General features: G+C 69.3%; 15 protein-coding genes. 6 read left to right on the top strand and 9 right to left on the bottom strand.

Annotated elements, in window-relative coordinates; all coding sequences use genetic code 11:
• Window positions 1-14: 14 nt before the first annotated feature.
• Window positions 15-1,028 carry a ParB/RepB/Spo0J family partition protein gene (locus tag ACFRAQ_RS23440; RefSeq protein WP_379102972.1) on the top strand — a complete coding sequence of 338 codons (1,014 nt, stop codon included), beginning with the start codon at window positions 15-17 and terminating at the stop codon, window positions 1,026-1,028.
• Window positions 1,029-1,188: 160 nt separating this feature from the next.
• Window positions 1,189-1,908 (top strand): GNAT family N-acetyltransferase, encoded by a 720-nt coding sequence (locus tag ACFRAQ_RS23435; protein WP_379102970.1) that lies wholly within the window; start codon window positions 1,189-1,191, stop codon window positions 1,906-1,908.
• Between the two features lie 82 nt (window positions 1,909-1,990).
• Here the strand turns inward: ACFRAQ_RS23435 and ACFRAQ_RS23430 are convergent, their stop codons facing one another.
• The 8 genes from ACFRAQ_RS23430 to ACFRAQ_RS23395 all read right to left on the bottom strand — a co-directional run bounded on the left by ACFRAQ_RS23430 (window position 1,991) and on the right by ACFRAQ_RS23395 (window position 14,105).
• A complete protein-coding gene (locus ACFRAQ_RS23430) occupies window positions 1,991-3,187 on the bottom strand; it encodes an N-acetylmuramoyl-L-alanine amidase (RefSeq protein ID WP_379102968.1) in 1,197 nt (398 codons plus the stop codon).
• 238 nt (window positions 3,188-3,425) lie between these two features.
• Window positions 3,426-3,761 (bottom strand): thioredoxin, encoded by a 336-nt coding sequence (trxA, locus tag ACFRAQ_RS23425; RefSeq protein WP_379102966.1) that lies wholly within the window; start codon window positions 3,759-3,761, stop codon window positions 3,426-3,428.
• A gap of 11 nt (window positions 3,762-3,772) precedes the next feature.
• Window positions 3,773-4,756 carry a thioredoxin-disulfide reductase gene (gene trxB / locus ACFRAQ_RS23420; RefSeq protein WP_379102964.1) on the bottom strand — a complete coding sequence of 328 codons (984 nt, stop codon included), beginning with the start codon at window positions 4,754-4,756 and terminating at the stop codon, window positions 3,773-3,775.
• Window positions 4,757-4,975: 219 nt separating this feature from the next.
• A complete protein-coding gene (locus ACFRAQ_RS23415) occupies window positions 4,976-5,773 on the bottom strand; it encodes a hypothetical protein (protein WP_379102961.1) in 798 nt (265 codons plus the stop codon).
• 140 nt (window positions 5,774-5,913) lie between these two features.
• Window positions 5,914-6,471, bottom strand: a complete 558-nt coding sequence (gene sigM / locus ACFRAQ_RS23410) for an RNA polymerase sigma factor SigM (protein WP_379102959.1) — start codon at window positions 6,469-6,471, stop codon at window positions 5,914-5,916.
• 181 nt (window positions 6,472-6,652) lie between these two features.
• Window positions 6,653-10,534: a murein biosynthesis integral membrane protein MurJ gene (locus ACFRAQ_RS23405; RefSeq protein ID WP_379103742.1), complete on the bottom strand. Its 3,882-nt coding sequence runs from the start codon at window positions 10,532-10,534 to the stop codon at window positions 6,653-6,655.
• Between the two features lie 488 nt (window positions 10,535-11,022).
• Window positions 11,023-13,554 carry a DUF6049 family protein gene (locus ACFRAQ_RS23400; protein WP_379102957.1) on the bottom strand — a complete coding sequence of 844 codons (2,532 nt, stop codon included), beginning with the start codon at window positions 13,552-13,554 and terminating at the stop codon, window positions 11,023-11,025.
• Window positions 13,551-14,105: an NUDIX hydrolase gene (locus ACFRAQ_RS23395; protein ID WP_357088536.1), complete on the bottom strand. Its 555-nt coding sequence runs from the start codon at window positions 14,103-14,105 to the stop codon at window positions 13,551-13,553. Before ACFRAQ_RS23395 ends, ACFRAQ_RS23400 begins: the two co-directional genes overlap by 4 nt.
• A 172-nt stretch (window positions 14,106-14,277) precedes the next feature.
• Here ACFRAQ_RS23395 and ACFRAQ_RS23390 point away from each other — a divergent pair, with 172 nt between their 5' ends.
• Window positions 14,278-15,756 (top strand): CCA tRNA nucleotidyltransferase, encoded by a 1,479-nt coding sequence (locus tag ACFRAQ_RS23390; RefSeq protein ID WP_379102955.1) that lies wholly within the window; start codon window positions 14,278-14,280, stop codon window positions 15,754-15,756.
• Between the two features lie 52 nt (window positions 15,757-15,808).
• Here the strand turns inward: ACFRAQ_RS23390 and ACFRAQ_RS23385 are convergent, their stop codons facing one another.
• Window positions 15,809-16,636 (bottom strand): hypothetical protein, encoded by an 828-nt coding sequence (locus ACFRAQ_RS23385; protein WP_379102953.1) that lies wholly within the window; start codon window positions 16,634-16,636, stop codon window positions 15,809-15,811.
• A 140-nt stretch (window positions 16,637-16,776) separates the two neighbouring features.
• Here ACFRAQ_RS23385 and ACFRAQ_RS23380 point away from each other — a divergent pair, with 140 nt between their 5' ends.
• From ACFRAQ_RS23380 to ACFRAQ_RS23370, 3 genes are read left to right on the top strand one after another with little or no spacing between them, the layout of a single operon-like run.
• On the top strand, window positions 16,777-17,190 hold the full coding sequence (locus ACFRAQ_RS23380; RefSeq protein ID WP_379102951.1) for a molybdopterin-binding protein: 414 nt from the start codon (window positions 16,777-16,779) through the stop codon (window positions 17,188-17,190).
• A gap of 38 nt (window positions 17,191-17,228) precedes the next feature.
• Window positions 17,229-17,954 (top strand): molybdate ABC transporter substrate-binding protein, encoded by a 726-nt coding sequence (gene modA, locus ACFRAQ_RS23375; RefSeq protein ID WP_379103740.1) that lies wholly within the window; start codon window positions 17,229-17,231, stop codon window positions 17,952-17,954.
• Window positions 17,954-18,721, top strand: a complete 768-nt coding sequence (locus ACFRAQ_RS23370; protein ID WP_379102949.1) for an ABC transporter permease — start codon at window positions 17,954-17,956, stop codon at window positions 18,719-18,721. Before modA ends, ACFRAQ_RS23370 begins: the two co-directional genes overlap by 1 nt.
• Window positions 18,722-18,726: the final 5 nt, after the last annotated feature.

The raw sequence follows: 18,726 nt of genomic DNA, 5'->3' as shown, positions 1-18,726 counted from the left end.
GGGTCGGTAGGCCGATGAGTCAGGCGAAGAAGGGTGGACTGGGGCGCGGCCTCGCGGCATTGATTCCGACCGGACCGGCCACCACACCGGGCGGGCTCGGCAGTGCCGCGGCCAATGTCGTCATCGGTGTCGATCCGGTTGGGCCGCAGCCCGCGTCGGCGTACCTGCATCGGGTCCCCGATCCGGTCGAGTCGGCCGACGGCGCGGACCCGGGCGCGGTGTACCGCGAGATCCCGCCACAGCAGATCGAGCCCAACCCGAAGCAGCCGCGCTCCGTCTTCGAAGAAGAGGCGCTGGCCGAACTGGTGCACTCCATCAAGGAATTCGGTCTGATGCAGCCCATCGTGGTGCGTCAGGTCGAGTCCGGGCCGGTCCCCCGCTATCAGCTCATCATGGGTGAGCGGCGGTGGCGGGCCAGCCAGGAGGCGGGGCTGGAAGCCATCCCCGCTATCGTGCGCGAGACCGCGGACGACTCCATGCTGCGGGATGCGTTGCTGGAGAACATCCATCGCGTGCAGCTGAACCCGCTCGAAGAGGCGGCCGCCTATCAGCAGCTGCTGGAGGAGTTCGGCGTCACCCACGAGGAACTGGCTTCGCGGATCGGCCGTTCGCGTCCGGTGGTGACGAATATGATTCGGCTGCTGAAGCTTCCGATCCCGGTGCAGCGCCGGGTGGCCGCGAACGTCTTGTCCGCCGGCCACGCGCGCGCTCTGCTGGCGTTGGAGGCGGGTGCCGATGCGCAGGAGGCGTTGGCCGCGCGGATCGTCGCCGAGGGCATGTCGGTCCGGGCCACCGAGGAAGCGGTGACGCTGGCGAACCGGAATCCGGATGCGGCCGCTCCCCCGGCGCCGAAGCGGAAGCCGATTCAGATGCCGGGTCTGCAGGATGTGGCGGAGCGGTTGTCGGAGTCGTTCGACACTCGCGTCACGGTCAGCCTCGGCAAGCGCAAGGGAAAGATCACTGTCGAATTCGGCTCCATCGACGATCTGGAGCGGATTGTCAGCATGATGGAGCAGTCCAGGCCCTAAGGAGGGCCCATCCCGGAGGTCACAGTGGAAACGTCACTGTGACGTTCGGGTCTACGGCCCTGGAGAGGCGTAAAGCGTTGATCGCTTATTCTTGCTGGCGAGCACTGTGTGATGCGGCGTGAGTGTGGATGAATCAGACAGCTGGAGGCTGAGCAGAGCGGTGTCGACCAGCGTGACCGCGCTTACCCTCGGCGGACTCGACAAACTTCCGGTGCATGCGCGGCGATGCGTGTTCTGGGAGATCGATCCGGCGGTGGCAGCGGATTCCCATAGCTTCAGTGACCCGGTCTTCGAGAAGGAGGCCTGGCTCTCGACCGTCATGTTGCAGTGGGGGTTGTGCGGTCAGGTCGCCGTGATCGAGGACAAACCGGCCGGCTGCGCCATCTACGCGCCGCCGAGCGCCGTCCCGCGAGCGGGTCTCTTCCCCACGTCCCCGGTGAGCCCGGATGCAGTGCTGCTGACCACGCTGAGCGCCGAAATCCCGTTCCAAGGGGAGCAGGTTGGTCAGCAGTTGCTCCAGGCCGTGGTGGGCGATCTGGTGCGCCGCGGTGTGCGGGCCATCGAGGCGTTCGGCATTCGCAAGGATCCGCCGACCAGTTCCATGCCCGCCGTCGGTTCCCTGTCGCTGCGCGAGCGGATCGGCTCGCCGCTGCGCTCCCCCGCGCCGTCGCCCTCGGGGTGCTCCCCCGAGAACTGCATGATCGAGGCCGACTTCCTGGAGGACGTCGGCTTCAAGGTGGTCGCCTCGCATCATCGGTTCCCGCGCCTGCGGCTGGAATTGGATCACGAGCACCTGTGGAAGGAAGACGTCGAGCGCGCGCTCGATCAGCTCCTCGCGGCGGCGGCGCTCACCATGCCGACCCGTATCTCCACCCGCTGACCACTCCCCCCGTCCGGTTCCACCGCAACGAAAAACCCCGCCTCCCGGAAGTTCGGGAGGCGGGGTTGTTTCATGTGAAACATTACAGCCGGTCTGCGGCCGCCAACTCTTCGGCGAGCAACTCGGCGAATGTGTAAGTGCCGGTGGGCTGGTCGTCCTGGCCCAGCAGGTACAGCCGCTTCACCGAGATCAGGATGGCCTCGGCGATGACGTCGCGCATGCGCGGGTTGGTCAGCACCGACGCGTCGTAATCACTGGTGAGATAGCCGATGTCGACCTGCACGGTCGGCATCTTGGTGAGGCGCAGCAGGTCCCAGGTGCGGGCGTGGGTCCGGCAGTCCTGCAGCGAGGTACGGGCCACGATCTCGCGCTGGATGAACCCGGCCAGCACCTGACCGATCATCGAGGTCGAGCCGTGCGAGTTGCCGAAGTGGAAGCTGGCCACGCCGCTGGCGGAATCGTTGTCACTGCTGGCGCAGCGCAGCGAGATCATCAGATCGGCGTCGAAGGTATTGGAGGTCTCGGCGCGCTCGGCATCGGAGGGGTTGGCCCCCCACGGCCGCGACAGGAAGGTCTCCATACCCGTTGCCGCCATCCGGCCTTCGAGCCGGCTGGCCAGATCCCAGAGGATCTCCGATTCGTAGACGTCACCGAATTCGGTCGGCACCGGCGAACCCTTGTCCGGCCCACCCAGACCCGGATCGATGACGATGCGCTTGCCGGTGAGCTGCGGCCCGGCCCGGTGCACCACCTCTTCCTCGGCGATCCGATGCGGATTGCCGCCGGTGACGCGAGCGCCCAGCAGATCCAGCGAGCGCAGCGTGTCCGGACCGCAGATGCCGTCCGAGGAGAGCCCGATCTCACGCTGGAACGCGGTGAGCGCGTCGTGGGTGTGCGGGCCGAAGTACCCGTCGACCCGGCCCACATAGAAGCCGAGATCCTGCAGCCGACGCTGCAGGGTGGCGACGTCGTCGCCGTAGAGCGGTGCGGAGAGCTGGTAGATGAGAGTGCGGGCGCCGAGGCGGTACGAGGCCTCCTTCAGCGCGCGGTAGGTGGCCGGGCCGACCACGCCATCGACCAGGAGACCGCGGTGCTGCTGAAAAGCGCGCACAGCGGAGTCCAGATCATGGTCGAAGGTGGCGTCGGCGTCCTTCCAGTACTCCCCGTCCAGACCCGCCGGATCGCTGGTGGGATGAGTGTGCAGGAACCCGAGGCTTGCCAGGGTGCTCCGAACCTCTGCTACGGCTGGTCCTGTATCGCCGTGACGAAGTCGGTGCATGCGTGAGAGCCCTTTCCTTCCGCCAACCCGGGTACCCATTCGCGCGGTGGTTCACACCACCGCGCGACCGGAGCGTCGAACGATTGTTTCAGACCCGGACCGAATTTCGGCAACTGTCGAGTGCAGGCATACTAACCCCGGCGTCAGGGTCAGGGGCCGAAGGCGTCGCTCCGCCTCTCCGCGCTTGCTTGCGTAACCACGGAGGCCCCCGCTGACGCCGAAATCGTATCCAGTGTCGCTAAAGAACTGCTTCTAGTTCGCGCAAGAGGGCGGCTTTGCCCTTCGCTCCGACGATCCGCTTGGTTTCCTTGCCCCCTTGGAACAGGACCATGGTAGGCAACGACAGGATCCCGTAGTGCTTCGAGGTCTCCGGGTTGTTGTCGGCGTCGAGCTTGGCGATGGTGATCTTGTCCGTGTTGGCGGCGATCTCCTCCAGCACGGGGGCGACCATCTTGCACGGGCCGCACCAGGCCGCCCAGAAATCGACGAGTACGGGCTTCTCGCTGAGCAGTACTTCGTCGGCGAAGGTCGCGTCGGTCACCGTCTTGGTGGCACCGGTCTTGGCGTCGGACATTGCCAAACTCCTTAGTTGTTCACTTCCACCGGCTGACCGGCGTGATCGAGGGTGTTGCTGGTGATGTCACCCTGGTCGGCGAGCCAGCGCTCGGCGTCGATGGCCGCGCGGCAGCCGGTGCCGGCGGCGGTGATGGCCTGCCGGTAGGTGTGGTCGACCAGGTCGCCGGCGGCGAAGACGCCCGGCACCGAGGTGTAGGTGCTCTGGCCCTGGACCAGCACGTAGCCCTCGTCGTCCAGATCGACCTGGCCGCGCACCAGTTCGCTGCGCGGATCGTGGCCGATGGCGACGAACAGGCCGGTGGCGGCCAGCTCGGAGGTCTCGCCGGTGCGGGTGTCGCGCAGGGTCAGGCTGGTGACGCTCGAATCACCGTGCACCGCAGCGACTTCGGAGTTCAGGATGAAGCGGATCTTGTCGTTGTTCTTGGCCCGCTCCAGCATGATCCGGGAGGCGCGGAACTCCTCGCGGCGGTGGATGACGGTCACCGAGCTGGCGAACTTGGTGAGGAAGGTCGCCTCCTCCATGGCCGAGTCGCCGCCGCCGACCACCACGATGTCCTGGCCCTTGAAGAAGAAGCCGTCACAGGTGGCGCAGGCGCTGACGCCGCGGCCGAGCAGCTCCTGCTCGCCCGGGACATTGAGGTAGCGGGCCGCCGAACCCATGGCGAGGACCACGGCGTGCGCCTCGTATACCTCGCCGCCGACGGTCACCTTCTTGACCGGACCGGTCAGGTCGAGGGCGTCCACGTCCTCGGTGCGGATGTCGGTGCCGAAGCGCTTGGCCTGCTCCCGCATCTCCTCCATCAGGTCGGGGCCCATGATGCCCTCGCGGAAGCCGGGGAAGTTCTCGACCTCGGTGGTGGTCATGAGCGCGCCGCCGAACTGGGTGCCCTCGAACAGCAGCGGTTCCAGTTCCGCGCGGGCGGCGTACACCGCGGCGGTGTAGCCGGCCGGGCCGGAGCCGACGATGATCAGGTCGCGAACAGGCGTGCTCAAGATGGCCCTCCGAAGCTGTAGTACAGAATCTCGATCGCTCGAGCGTGAGCGAACCGGTCAACAACAGCCTAAACGCTGTCATTCCCCGGTTTGATTGCCTCCGCTTCGCTCCGGCGGGTTCGCGGCCCCGAGGTCTCGATTCTTCCCTCCTCCGCTCCTCCGCTCCGCTCCCCCGCTCCGTCAGTCCAGAATCGAGACGGCCGCGAACTTGCAGGTGGGCTACCCGATATCCGTGCGGCCGAGCACCTGGGGGTGGCCAGGCGCGCAATTGGTTCCGAGGACGGCGGCTGTGATCTGTGGCGCTTTCGGGCCTTGGAGCAGGACCAGGACACCGGGGGTGCCGGAGAACACGACGCTGCGGCTGCCGAGGACCTGGCGGTCCAGATCGGCGGCGCGTAGGCAGTCGGTGAGGGCGGTGCCCGCGGCCAGGGGGCCGGTGATGTCGTGGCGGCCCATGGCGGTCAGGACGACGCCGGGCGAGAGGGCGGGGTCCAGTTCGTCGCCGGCGGTGGGCTGGGCGGCCGGGGTGGTGGGGCGGGTGCTCAGGGCGTCCACGGCGACGACGGCGCCCGCGGCCAGGGCGGCGGCGGCCGCGGCGGCGGTGAGCCAGCGCAGGCGGCGGGACGGGCGTTCGGTGAACTCGGCGGGCATGGTCTCGTCCTCGTCCAGGTCCGCCGGGAGGAGCGGTTCCTCGAGGTCACGGGGGTCGAGGCGGCCGGTGGTGAAGATGGACCCGTTGAGGACCGGCATGGGCGCGGTGGCGATGGGGGTGTCCTCCGCCGCGAGGTCGTCGATCATGCGTTCCAAGCGGTCGGCCACGTCGGTGGGGATGGGGTGGGTGATGTTCTCGTCGCGTCCGAGTTCGCGCAGCCGGTCGTCGACGCCGTCGAGGGCGTTCAGGTAGCGCATGGCCTCGGGGTCGCGCCGGACCTCGGGCCAGAGCCGTGCGGACTGCTCCGGCGGCAGGTTGCCGCCGTGCAGATCGGCCAGCAGCTCGGTGGAGAAGGTTTCCTCCATTGCCCCTCCAGGGCGTCGAGTGGGAATCACAGACCTGTCTTCGTATCGGACGTACGGGAACCGTACAAGGTTCCCCCAATAGTGCGGTGTTCGAGCGGAATTCAGGTGTTCATGCCCGGCTGTGTCGGCGTGCAAACGTCCTATTCGCGAAGTTTCATCTCGAGCCTTCGGCGGCCACGGGCGCAGCGGCTCTTGACCGTGCCCTCCGGGATGCCCAGCAGGGCAGCGGCATCCGCGATGGAGTAGCCCTCGAGTTCCACCGTGACCAGTGCGGTGCGCTGGTCGGCGGGCAGCGTGAATAGCGCCGCGTCGACCAGCAGGCTGGCCTCCAGGGCCGCGAAATCGTCTCGCGGACAGGCGGGCTCGTCAGCGGTGTCCTCGGACAGCGGTTCGGTGCGGCGCAGCTTGTTGCGGCGGATGCGGTCCAGGCAGGCGTTGACCACGATGCGGTGCATCCAGCTGCGGACCTCGGCGTCGCCACGGAATCCGGCCGCGCCGCGGTGCGCGGACAGCAGGGCGTCCTGGAGCGAGTCGGCGGCGTCCTCGGGACTGTAGGAGGCGCGTAGCGCGGTTTGGTAGAGGTGGTCGCGATGGCGGCGGAACAGTTCGGCGAAGGCGTGCGGTGCGCCCGCGGCGTGCGCGGCCAATAGTTCGCGATCGCTCGCGTTCGACGGTGACTCTGTCCTCGATGCTGACACTGCGTTCGGTGACGACAATGCATCCCCTCAGAGCGGCGAACTCCCCATGCCGAGAGCGCCAAGATCATATCGAGGAGAACGATTCAGCAGCGGTGAATCGCGCGAGAATGCGCAGGTAGCGGCCATTTGGTCCGGACCACGCGACCTGGTGGCGGTCAGCGCTCAGGACCTCGGAGGAGCGTCAGACACTTGCTTCGAAGCGGATTTCGGCGATGGCCGACTGGAACTGGCCGCCGTTGTTCGCGAGCTGCGTGATCCACAGCAGCACGTACCGGGCGGGCTGGTCGGCCCGCACCGGGATCTCGGTCATGCCGTCGCCGAGCACCGCCGACCCGACCAGCTGGGTCTGGTCGAGGGTCGGCGAGGCGGTCGGCGAGGTGCGGATCTCGACCTGCGTTCCGGGCGAGGGCGATTCGATGCTCACCTTGGTCAGCTTGGACGGGCTGCCGAGGGTGGTGAGGACGCCCACGCCCTTCTTGAGGGCCGGGAACTGCTGGAAGTAGGCGTCGCTACGCCAGGTGGTGGTGGGGTTGTTGTCCAGCACGGCCCCGACGCTGCCCACATTGTCCGGGGTGCCCTCCGGGGAGAACACCGTCGCGCCGGTGACCGGCACCGGCACCCCACCGACGGGCGGCGCGCCGACGGGGGTCTGGGTGGCCGCGCCCGGGGCGGGCGGCGGCGTCGCCGAGGTGGTGAGGCCGATATTGCGCTGTTCGTTGAGCGGCGCGTTGGAGGAGCCGGGCGCGAACACGCTCAGCAGCCACCAGATGATGACGCCGACCACGAGCGCGGCCAGCACGCCGAGCCCGACCAGGATCCACATCATCCGCTGCGAGCGTTCCTTCTCGGCGGCGAGCAGTTCGGGATCGGCGAGGGTCTCGTCGGGTGCGCTGGGCGGCTTCTGCCCGAGCCGCAGCACGGGGATGAAGTCGGTCTTCTGGTCCACCACGGACGCCTGCTCCAGCACGTGCTGGACGGTGGCGGCGGTGCGGACGCCCTTGTTGGACTCCAGCGAGCGCACCGCGACCGCGGAGATCTCGAATGGCACCTCGGGCCGGATGTTGCGGGGTTCCACCGGGGTTCCGTCGGGCCCGAAATCGGCCAGCGGCAGTCCGCCGACGGTGATCGCGGTGCCGGAGATGCCGCCGGGGCGGATGGGCCAGTGAGCGGTGATCAGTGCGTAGAGCATGGCGCCGAGCCCGCGCACGTCGGACTGCGCGTCGGAATCGGACAGGGTGCCGGGGAAGGCCAGCACGGCGTCGCCGGAGGCGCTGATCCGCACCCGGTCGGGGTGGTCGATGGACAGTGAGCCGCCGCCGCGGTGCGCCATCTCGGCCGCGGCCGCCAGCGCCCGGATGGCGCGGGCCGCGCCGATCGGGGACGGCACGGTGTCGGCCATCTCCTTGAGCGAGCGGCCGGGGGTCCATTCGGCCACCACGATGCCGCCGGAGGAGCCGCGCACCACGTCCAGGACGCGGGCCAGGCCGGGCGAGTTGATCCGGCCCAGGCGCAGCGTGCGGGACAGGATGGCCTGCGGTCCGTCGTGCCCGGAGTTCTCGGTGGCTTCCTGGTCGGCGTCGACGAAGGTGAGGGCCACCTCGCGGTCGAGCTTCACGTCCAGGGCCTGCCAGAACCGCAGGCCGCGCGCGCCGCCGTGCCCGGCCAGCAGCCGGTAGCGGCCGCCCGCCACGGAGGCGCCGGGGGTCAGCTTGGGTCCGCGCTGGATCCGCTTGGTCGGCGATTCCACCCGCATGGGCGGCATCTGCGGTGAGATGGCCTCGTAGACACCGGTTTCGGGACCTGCGTGGTCCTGGTCGTCCGGTAGTTCCTCCGGTCCGCCGGACCCGCTGGTGCGGTCCGCGGATTCGGCTCTGACCCCGGGCTTACCGCCGGCGTCGCCGACCGGAGGGGTGTCCGTGGAGAGCCCGCCGCCCGCGGCCTGTGCGGATTCGGCGGCCGGGACACCGCCCGCCGCGTCGTCGCTCACCCTCGTTCCTCCTTCGCCCTCATATGTCGAAGACCGATATATCGGCGCCGGACCCGCCGCGGCGGCCTCCGGACCAGTGCGGAAGCCGCCGTCGGGGTTCCGGGCGACGTCCGGCGTGCCGCGGGAGCTGTCCGCGGGCAGGCCGGTTTGGGCAGTTGCGTTTGCCTGCCGAACAGGGTACGGGAACTCCACCTTCTCGGTGAGTTCAACCGCATCGGGTCGGATGACCGGTAGCACCATGGTCTGCGCGTCGAGGTACGGATCGAATCGGTAGTAGTACGGCGCGGCGCGCAGGTCCGGTTTGGGCAGCAGGGTGGTCTCGTGGAGGTCCTCGAGCGGGGTGCCGTCGAGGTCCAGATCCGGGGCGGGCGGCGTGAAGCCGAGCCGCCGCGACACGGCGACGGTGATGGCCACGATCTCGGGGATGCCGAGCAGGCGCATCAGCCCGAAGGCCACGCCGAACATGACGACGGCGGTGATGCCGACCCGGATGAGCGAGCCGAAGCCGCCGAAGGAGTCCGAGAGCCGGTGCAGGCCCAGCACCTTGTCCACGATGAGCAGCACCGCGCCGCCGGCCAGCGAGGCGAGCACCACGCGTGTGATGGTCTGGCCGACATTGGCCATGCGCAGATCGCCGAGGCTGCGGTGCAGCAGCCAGCCGCCGATCATCGCGCCGGTCACGAAGCCGAGCCCGCGGGCCACGCCGAGCGCGATGACCACGTGTTCGGGTGAGAAGAACACCGGCGCCAGCGCCGACAGCGTGATCTGGACGCTGGTGATGCCGAGGATGATCCAGGTGGGCGTCCACGCCTGTTCGCGGGCGTAGAAGACGCGCAGGTGGATCAGCACCAGCGCGTACGGGATCAGGTTGAACGCGGACCAGGACACGGCTTCGCCGAGGCGGGCCGCGTCGCCGCCGAAGCGGCCGTATCCGTAGATGGCCTCGCCGATCTGGGTGCCGGCGAAGGTCAGGAAGGTGACGATCGGCACCAGCGCGATCATGGTGAGCCGGGTGGCCGCGCTCAGATCGTCGACCACGGCCGGTGTGTCGTCGGCGGCGGCGTTGCGGCTGAGTCGCGGCATGATCGCGGTCAGCAGGGTCACGCCGAGCACGCCCCACGGCAGCTGCAGCAGCAGCCACGCGTTCTGGTAGATGGTCGGGCCCGCGACGTCGGCGTGCGAGGCCACGCGCAGGGTGAAGCTGAAGCCGATCTGGCTGATCAGCACGTACAGGATGATGGCCGCGGCCATGCCGCCGAACTGCTTGAGCCGGGCGTCGAGGCCCCACAGCGGCCGCAGGTCGATGCCTTCGCGCCGGATGGCGGGCAGCAGGGTGGCGACCTGGACGGCGACGCCGACGGTGGTGCCGATGCCGAGCAGCAGCAGTTTGGGTTCGCCCATCCGGACCGGGTTCAGCGTCAGCTCGCCGGGTAGCAGGGCGTAGAGCCCGAGCACCACCAGGGCGACGCAGTTGTTGAGCACGGGCGCCCAGGCGCCGGGTTTGAACACCTGGTGGGTGTTCAGGATCGCCATGAGCAGCGCCGACATACCGTACAGCAGTACGGCGGGCACGAGCATGAAGGTCAGCGCGGTGGTGAGCGCGGAGTTGACCTTGCTGTCGCTGGACAGGAAGACGTGCTCGGTGAGCACCGGGGTCAGGATCAGCGCGATGACGGTTCCGGTGCCGAGCACGGTGAGCGCGGTGGTGAACAGCCGTCGGACGAAGGCCGCTCCCCCGTCGGCGTCCTCGCGTTCGGCGCGGACCAGGGTGGGCACCACGATGGCGGTGAGCACCGCGCCGAGCAGCAGCTCGGAGATCATGTTGGGGATGGAGCTGGCGATGGTGAAGGCGCTGGCGATGGCCGGGCCGAGCACGGTCAGCAGCAGCGCCTGTTTCGCGAATCCGGTGATGCGGCTGATCAGGGTCGCGAGCGCGAGCGAGCCGGTGTCGCGCACGAGTTTGGCGTTGGAGTTGTCCGGCTTCTCGTCGGCGCGCGGCGCGGTGACCACTGCCTGCCGGCCCGAATCGGCGTGCCGCTGCGGCCCGGTCGGTGGTCCGGGGCGCGGGGCGGCCATCGGGCGCGGATTCGACATCGGCGGCGTCGGGTAGCGCTGGCCGGGCGGCATCGAGATGGGCCCGGTTCCGGGCGCGCGGTTGCCCGCGGCGCCGGGGTGTCCCCAGTGGTAGCGCTCTTCGGGTGGGACGTGTCCGGCGGCGGGTTCGGGGCGGCCCTGCTGGGGTCGTCGCATGATGGGCCCGGATTCGCCGGGCGCGGGAACGTGTCGTTGAGGACCGGTCGGTTGACCCGGATAGGGGCGGCCCGGATTGCCCTGCGGATTACCAGGAATCGCTCGCTGTGCTCCGGAGGCGGGGCCTTGGGGTCCGCGCGGTCCCGGGCGGGGGACGCCACGTTCCCATGGCGCGGAGGGGGCACGGCGCGCCTGCGGCGGACCGTCGGGCCCGTCCTGGCGCCCGGCCTGTCCTTCGTGATGTCCGGGGTGGCCTGCGGCCCGGCCCGATGAGTCCTCCGGTCGGCCGGATGAGCGTGGCCCGCCGTACTCGCTCACCGTGCCTCCTGTCGTTTCATGTCCCGCTTGCGTCCGCGGCCGTGCTGCTCGGGGCCGTGGGCGGCGCCGGCGTCGAACCCCTCCTCGTCGGCCGGATCGGACTGTCCGCGGAAGCGGTGCCAGAGCCGGCGACCGACCAGCAGGAGCAGGAGTGCACAGGCGCTCGCCGTAATTATTGCCAACACCTGACCGTAGGCGTTGGATCGCACCGATACCGAGACCGCGTTGCCGAGCGGCACGCCGTCCGGCGTGCTGAGTCCGATGGGAATGGCCAGGTTTCGACTGTCGGAGACCTCGGTCGGGATCTGGAAAGACCGGTTTCCCTTGGCGGGCAGCTGCTGTTCGCCGATATCGGTGATATTCGTCTCGGCCGGCGCGTTGATCTTGAACCGCACCCGGATGGCCACCGGCAGGTCGTTGCGGGCGACCAGCAGCAGCGGGCTCTGTTCGGAGGCGAGGGTGTAGACGCCGCCGGGCGGCAGCACGGTCACCGATCCGTACAGGTTGTCCATGGTTTTGGTGGTCTGGTCCAGCCGCCGCTGGGCATTGGTGTCGGCGGCGGCGCCCCCGGACCGGCGGTCGGTCAGCGACAGCACCCGGATCAGGTCGTCGCGCAGCGGGGTGAGGAAGGCGCGCGGGCTGAGTTCCTGCTGCGGCACGTCCACCAGCGCGCTCATCAGTTCGGTGATGCGCTGGCCCTGCTGGTGCACGGGTTCGGCGTAGTGCGCCGGGACCGCGTCGTCGGCGGCCTGTTCCAGATAGTCGAGCGTGTAGGGCTGCGGATCGGGCTGTTGCGCAAGCAGTTCGGTGAGCGGTCGCGGGGTGGCGAGGTTGCTGCGCAGCTGCAGGTCCAGCAGGGCGAGGACCGAGGAGGCCTCGTCCCGGTTGGCCCCCCACTGCTGCGGCGGCACCAGCAGCGCGGAGCGCGGGCGGCCGGGCTGTGGGTTGAGCGCGGTCCACGCGACGGCCCCGAGCGCGTCTTGCAACCGGGCGGCGCGGGAGTCGACGGTGACGTCGTAGCGGGCCTTGTCCGGGGTGAAGGGCGGGGTGGGCGGGTTGGATCCGATGGCGGCGAGCGCGGTGGCGGCCCAGATGTCGAAGGTGGCGGCATGCGGGGCGGCGGGTGCGGGCTGCGTGGTGGTGCCGGTGGCGGGTGGCGGGCTGACGTCGGCCAGGGTGACCACGTCGGGGGCGCCGGTTTCGGATGCGCCGCCGGGCGCCGCGGGCGGGGTCTTGGCGGTGAGCAGGTTGGAGCGGCCGTCGGCCGGTGCGACCGCGTTGTCGGCGAGCACGGTGGTGGTGAAGCCGTGGTGCGCGAAGAGCGCGGCGCCCTCGTTGTCGACGGTGCCCGCGTCCGGAATGGCCACGCCGCGCACCGATTTCACGCCGAGTACGGAGTCGACCAGGTCGGCGGGCGCGTTGAGCGCGCGGTCGGCGAGCGTGACGTCCCCGGCCGCGGCCAGTGCGTTCGGGTCGACCTGCGCGAACGGCAGTGCGGTCACGCACATTCCCGGCGCGAGTGTGCGCAGTCGTTCCAGCCACGCCTTGGCGGCCCGGCCGCCGCTACCGGACCGGGTGGGTCCTTCGGGGTCGGAGGGGCTGGCCAGCACCCGGTAGTCCCTGGTCATGTCGGACACGGTGATGAGCAGGTCGGGGTCGACGGCCAGGCAGACCGCGTTGATCAGGCTGCGGTCGCGGGCGCTGTCGGGCTTGACGATGCTCTCCAGGGCGGAGAGCAGCTGGTCGAGCCGTCCGCCCTGGGCCAGTGAGGCGGCGAGGTCGTCATCGGTGAGCAGGGCTTGCGCGTCGGGTGCGCCGGGCTGCCCGGCGACCAGCCGGGGCCGGTCGGCCAGCGGCCACAGCAGGGTGGTGGCGACCGGCGGAGCGTCGACGACGGCTGGGGCGGGTTGTCCGGGAGCGTGTTTGGCGTCGGCGCCGCCGGGCACGCCGAGCACGGGCAGCAGGAAGCGGGCATCGTCGAGGCGGGCCTGGCCGCCGTAGGCGGGTTGCCCGTTCACATTGAGCAGCAGCGGGTAGACGCCGGGCGCGTCGATATTGAGCGACGAGATGCCGTCGGGCAGCTCGGTTCCGGAGTGCAGGGCGACGGTGACGCTGAACTGCTTGCGCTGTCCGGCGGTCAATCGGTCTGCGACGTCCTGGAATTCGCCGGTGACGTCGTAACTGGCCTGGTCCAGGCGCAGTGTGGTGCGCAACGCGCTGGGGTTGGTGACGGCCGCGCCGCGCTGGATGCGGACGCTGACGTCGTCGACCGGCCGATCGCCGATATTGGTCACGGTGCCCGACACCACGAAGTAGGGGTCGCTGCCGGCCGTGATGGCGGTCGGTGTCACCGAATCCAGTGACAGTTTCAGGAATTTGGGTCCAGTGTTCTGTCCGCTACCGCTGCCGGTGGGTTCGGCGGCGGCAATGGGCGTGCCGATTCCCGGGCCGATTCCCAGTGACGTGAGCACCGCCAGCATTACCGCGACGAGTGACAGCAGCGTGCGCCGCGATCCCGCACGCGTCATTGTCTGCCGTTCTCCATCCGGTCGATCAGCCGGTTGGCGACCTCGGCCAGCCTGCGTTCGTCAGCGTAGGCGAGCCGGGAGTCCAGTTCGCTCAAGGGAACCCAGGCCACCTTGGTGACCTCGACGTCGGCGTCGGAGAGCTCACCGCCGAGTGAACGCATCAGGTAATGGTGCACGGTCTTGTGTACCCGCCGGCCCTCGGTGACGAACCAGTAGTCGATGCTGCCGAGTTCGGCGACCACGGTGCCGTGGATGCCGGTCTCCTCCTGGACCTCCCGGATGGCGGTCTGCTCGGAGGTCTCGCCTTCTTCGATGTGTCCCTTGGGCAGGGACCAGAGCAGGCGTCCGCGCCGGTCGGTGCGTCCGATGAGGGCGGCGCAGCGCTTCTCGCTGGGGCCGTCGAGACCGTCCACCACGAGTCCGCCCGCGGAGGTCTCGCGGACGGTGCGCATGCGCGGTTTCGCCGCGCCGGTAGCTTTCGCCGCATTACCGGCCGAACCACGCCGCCGGGGCTGGCGGCGTCGACTGTTCGCACGATCGGCCGGGGACACTGCGTCAGTCTATAGGGGAGGTCGGCTCCGCCCGCCCCAGCGCGGTGGCTCCTCTATATACAGGGCTCTCATAGCAGGTAGACACCGGTCGTGGCGCGGCACGCCGGATGCCCGCCCCGGGTCGCGGGACACTATTCGGGATTGCGCCGACGTGCGACTAAGCTGCGTCTTCGTGGTTTCGCCGAAGTCCGAGGAAGCAGCGCTCAGCCCCCCCGCGCTTGTCGACGATCGCCGTACTCGTTTGCTGGCGGCGGCAGCGATAACCCTCGGCAGGCTCTCCGATGTGCTGACTCCCCTCGGCGAACTGTTCGCCGCACACGGCCATCAGCTGTATCTGGTCGGCGGCAGCGTCCGCGACGCGGTGCTCGGCCGTCTCGGCACCGATCTGGATTTCACCACCGACGCCCGCCCCGACGTGGTGCAGGAGTTGATGCGCGGCTGGGCCGACAACCTGTGGGATACCGGCGGCCTGGCCTTCGGCACGGTGAGCGCGGCCAAGGACGGCCAGCAACTGGAGATCACCACGTTCCGCAGCGACGCCTACGATCGGGTCTCCCGCAATCCGGAGGTCACGTTCGGCGACACCCTCGAGGGTGATCTGGTGCGCCGGGACTTCACGGTGAACGCCATGGCGGTGCGGATCGGCTCGCTGGGCGAGCTGGAGTTCGTGGACCCGCTGGGCGGTGTCGAGGCGCTGCTGGCCGGTGTCCTGGATACGCCTGCGCTGCCGCAGGATTCGTTCGCCGACGATCCGCTGCGCATGCTGCGCGCCGCGCGTTTCGTCTCGCAGCTGGGTTTCGAGCTGGCCCCGCGGGTGCGGGCGGCGATCGTGGAGATGGCTCCCGAGATCGACCGCATCACCGCGGAGCGGGTGCGCACCGAGCTGGACAAGCTGATCGGCGGCGAGTACCCGACCGACGGCATCGACATCATGGTCGAGACCGGTCTGGCCGAGCAGGTGCTGCCCGAGGTTCCGGCCATGCAGCTGGAGATCGACGAGCACCACCAGCACAAGGACGTCTACCAGCATTCGCTGACCGTGCTGCGCCAGGCCATCGACCAGGAGGATGGCGATCCGGACCTGGTGCTGCGCTGGGCCGCCCTGCTGCACGACATCGGCAAGCCGCCGACCAAGCGCAATGAGCCCGGCGGCGGCGTCAGCTTCCACCATCACGAGGTGGTGGGCGCGAAGATGGTGCGAAAGCGCCTGCGCGCCTTGAAGTATCCGAAGCAGTTCACCGAGGACGTGGCGCGGCTGGTGTACCTGCACCTGCGTTTCCACGGCTATGGCAAGGGCCAGTGGACCGATTCGGCGGTGCGCCGCTACGTGACCGACGGCGGTGACCTGCTTCCTCGTCTGCACAAGCTGGTTCGCGCCGACTGCACGACCCGCAACAAGCGCCGGGCCGCCGCGCTGCGCTCGACCTATGACGGGCTGGAGACGCGTATCGCGGCGCTGGCCGAGCAGGAGGATCTGGCGCGGGTGCGGCCGGATCTGGACGGCAACGCGATCATGGAGCTGCTGGATCTGAAGCCGGGCCCGGATGTCGGCAAGGCGTGGCGTTTCCTGAAGGAACTGCGCCTGGACCGCGGCCCGATGACGCGTGATGAGGCGGAGGCCGCGCTACTCGAATGGTGGCCGACGCAATAGGTCTGAGGGGTTCGGGGGCGGAGCCCTCGAGGGTCCCGAGAGTGGGGTTCTCTCAGAAGATGATCAGGGTCGTCCCCGCGACGATGGCCGATCGGATCTGCGCGAGATCGAACGAGCCGGTGATGCCCGGCAGGTCGATGCGGAAGAACACGTGCTCGCCGACCAGTTCGGCCCGGCTGATCCGAGCCTGACTGGGCAGCCCGGTCAGCGGGATCGGGTTGAGCGTGGTGAATCGTTTGGGCGCGCGGACTTTTCGCCAGTGCGCGCGGTGCACGGTGATCGACAGGACGTTGTCGCTGACCTCGGCCGAGGCCAGCGCCCGGATCCGGCGCCGCCGGTGCCGGGCCAGGATCAGCCCGTCGTCGGCGGTTTCCAGTTCCCAGTCGGGCTGCCAGCTGTTGATCCATTCCAGCAGTGCCGCAAGGGTTATCACGCCGGTGAGGTCGAGCTGTGAGGTGCGGACCTTGGTGGGGACGCCGGGGATGAGCCGCAGCCCGTGGGCTATGACGGTCAGTTCCTCGATCGGGTGGGTGTTCCAGAGCAGGCCGGTGAGCACGGTCTTGGCCTGGAAGTGCGCGCCGCGCCGCCGCACCTTGAGCGTGTGCAGGGTGGCTCGCATATCGCTGCCGAGCAGGGTGGCGCTGACCTCCTGGCCGCCGAACTGGCTCAGGATGCCTTCGGACAGCAGGGTCATGAGGACGTCGGGCATCAGCGCGGTGACGGTTCCGGACCCGAAGTCGGCGGCCGGTTCGAGCCAGGCGCTGGTGAAGCTCGTCCACTGCTCCACCCAGACCTGGTCGAACAAGCGTCTTCCGAGGTCCATGCCCAGGTCCACCGCGCGCAGGGGTGACCAGGCCTTCGGATCGAAATACGTGGCCATGATTGCTTCGAGCGTACTGGCCGCCGGCGGCGACGCCAGCGGCGCGAAGGTGAACAGGAACACTCGGAGACCTCTTGTCATCCGTACTTGCGGATGGATTGGATTGATATCTCCGTAGTTGCGGCTATATCCTTCCTGTCATGCCCGAAATACGGATTCGTGACGCCGCGCAGCTGCTCGGCGTCAGCGACGACACGGTGCGCCGCTGGATCGACGGCGGCGTGTTGTCCGGCCGCAAGGACGAGTCCGGTCGCCTGGTGGTGGACGGCGGGGAGCTCGCGGAATTGGCTGTCGAGCAGGCCCGCACGCCGCAGACCCGGATGGGTAGCGCCAGTTCGGCGCGCAATCGGTTTCCGGGACTGGTCACCAGAGTGGTGGCCGATACCGTGATGGCACAGGTGGAGATGCAATGCGGACCGTTCACAGTGGTGTCGTTGATGAGCAGCGAGTCGGTGCGCGAGCTGGGGCTGCAGCCCGGCAGCGTGGCGTGGGCGAGCGTCAAGGCGACCACCGTCGTGGTGGAGACGGCGACCGAAGCCGGTGGCGCGGCCTAGGTTTCAAGTCCGGCGCGGCCTTCTCCGCCACCGCCGTCCTGGGCGCGGGCCTGCTCGCGGGGTGCGGGTCCTCGTCGGACAGCACCGAGACCAAGACCGTCACCGTGTTCGCGGCCGCGTCCCTGAAGCAGGTGTTCACCCAGCTGGGCACCCAGTACGAGTCCGCGCACCCGGGGACGAAGGTGACGTTCTCCTTCGCCGGTTCCTCGGATCTGGTGGCGCAGTTGAATCAAGGCGCGCCCGCCGACGTCTTCGCCTCCGCGGACCAGAACAATATGGACAAGGCGGTGAAGGGCGGCAGGATCACCGACCAGCCGCAGACTTTCGCCACCAATGTGCTGACCATCGTGACGCCGCCGGGTAATCCGGCGCATGTCACTGCGCTGGCCGACCTGTCGCACGCGGGTCTGCGGCTGGTGGTGTGCGCGCCGCAGGTGCCGTGCGGTTCGGCCACCAAGAAGGTGACCGCCGATGCCGGAGTGGCGATTTCGCCGGTGAGCGAGGAGTCCTCGGTGACCGACGTGCTGGCCAAGGTGACCTCGGGTCAGGCCGACGCCGGGCTGGTCTACGTCACCGACGCGGCGGGCGCGGGCGCCAAGGTCACCACCGTGAACTTCCCCGAATCCGCCAAGGCCGTGAACACCTACCCGATCGCGGCGGTGGCGGATTCCAAGAACGCTGCCGCGGCGAAGGACTTCGTCGCCCTGGTCACCGGACCGGACGGTCGGAAGGCGTTGCAGCAGGCCGGTTTCGGGCAGCCGTGATGCGTCTCCCGGTCTGGTTGCTGCTGCCGGCGGCCATCGGCTTCGTGCTGGTGGCCGGCCCGCTGGTGGCCCTGACCGGGGCGGTGGACTGGTCGCACTTCTTCGGCCTGATCACCTCGGAGTCCTCGCGGGTGGCGCTGGAGCTGAGCCTGCGCACCGCGCTGGCCGCCGCCGTGTTGTGCGTCCTGCTGGGCGTGCCCATGGCGGCGGTGCTGGCCCGGGTCCGGTGGCGGGCGATGCCGGTGCTGCGCGCACTGGTGTTGCTGCCCTTGGTATTACCGCCGGTGGTGGGTGGTCTGGCGCTGCTGTATCTGTTCGGACGGCACGGTCTGGTGGGCCGCGAGCTGGAGTCGCTCGGCATCCGCATCGCGTTCAGCACGACGGCGGTGGTGCTGGCGCAGACGTTCGTCGCGCTGCCGTTCCTGGTGATCACGCTGGAGGGCGCGATGCGCACCGCGGGCGACCGGTACGAGCGGATCGCGGCGACCCTGGGCGCGCGGCCGTCGGTGGTGTGGTGGCGGGTGACCTTGCCGCTGCTGCGCCCGGCGTTGGTGTCGGGGACGGTGCTGGCGTTCGCGCGGGCGCTGGGCGAGTTCGGCGCGACCCTCACCTTCGCGGGCAGTCTGCAGGGTCGGACCCGAACCCTGCCGTTGGAGATCTATCTGCAACGGGAGTCCGATCCGGATGCCGCGGTGGCGCTTTCGCTGCTGCTGGTGCTGGTCGCCGCGGTGATCGTGCTGGTCGCGTACCGGCGAACGCTAACGTGACCACC

The organism is Nocardia sp. NPDC056611, from assembly GCF_042792755.1.
Lineage (GTDB): Bacteria > Actinomycetota > Actinomycetes > Mycobacteriales > Mycobacteriaceae > Nocardia.
This window is presented reverse-complemented; position numbering and strand designations above follow the sequence as displayed.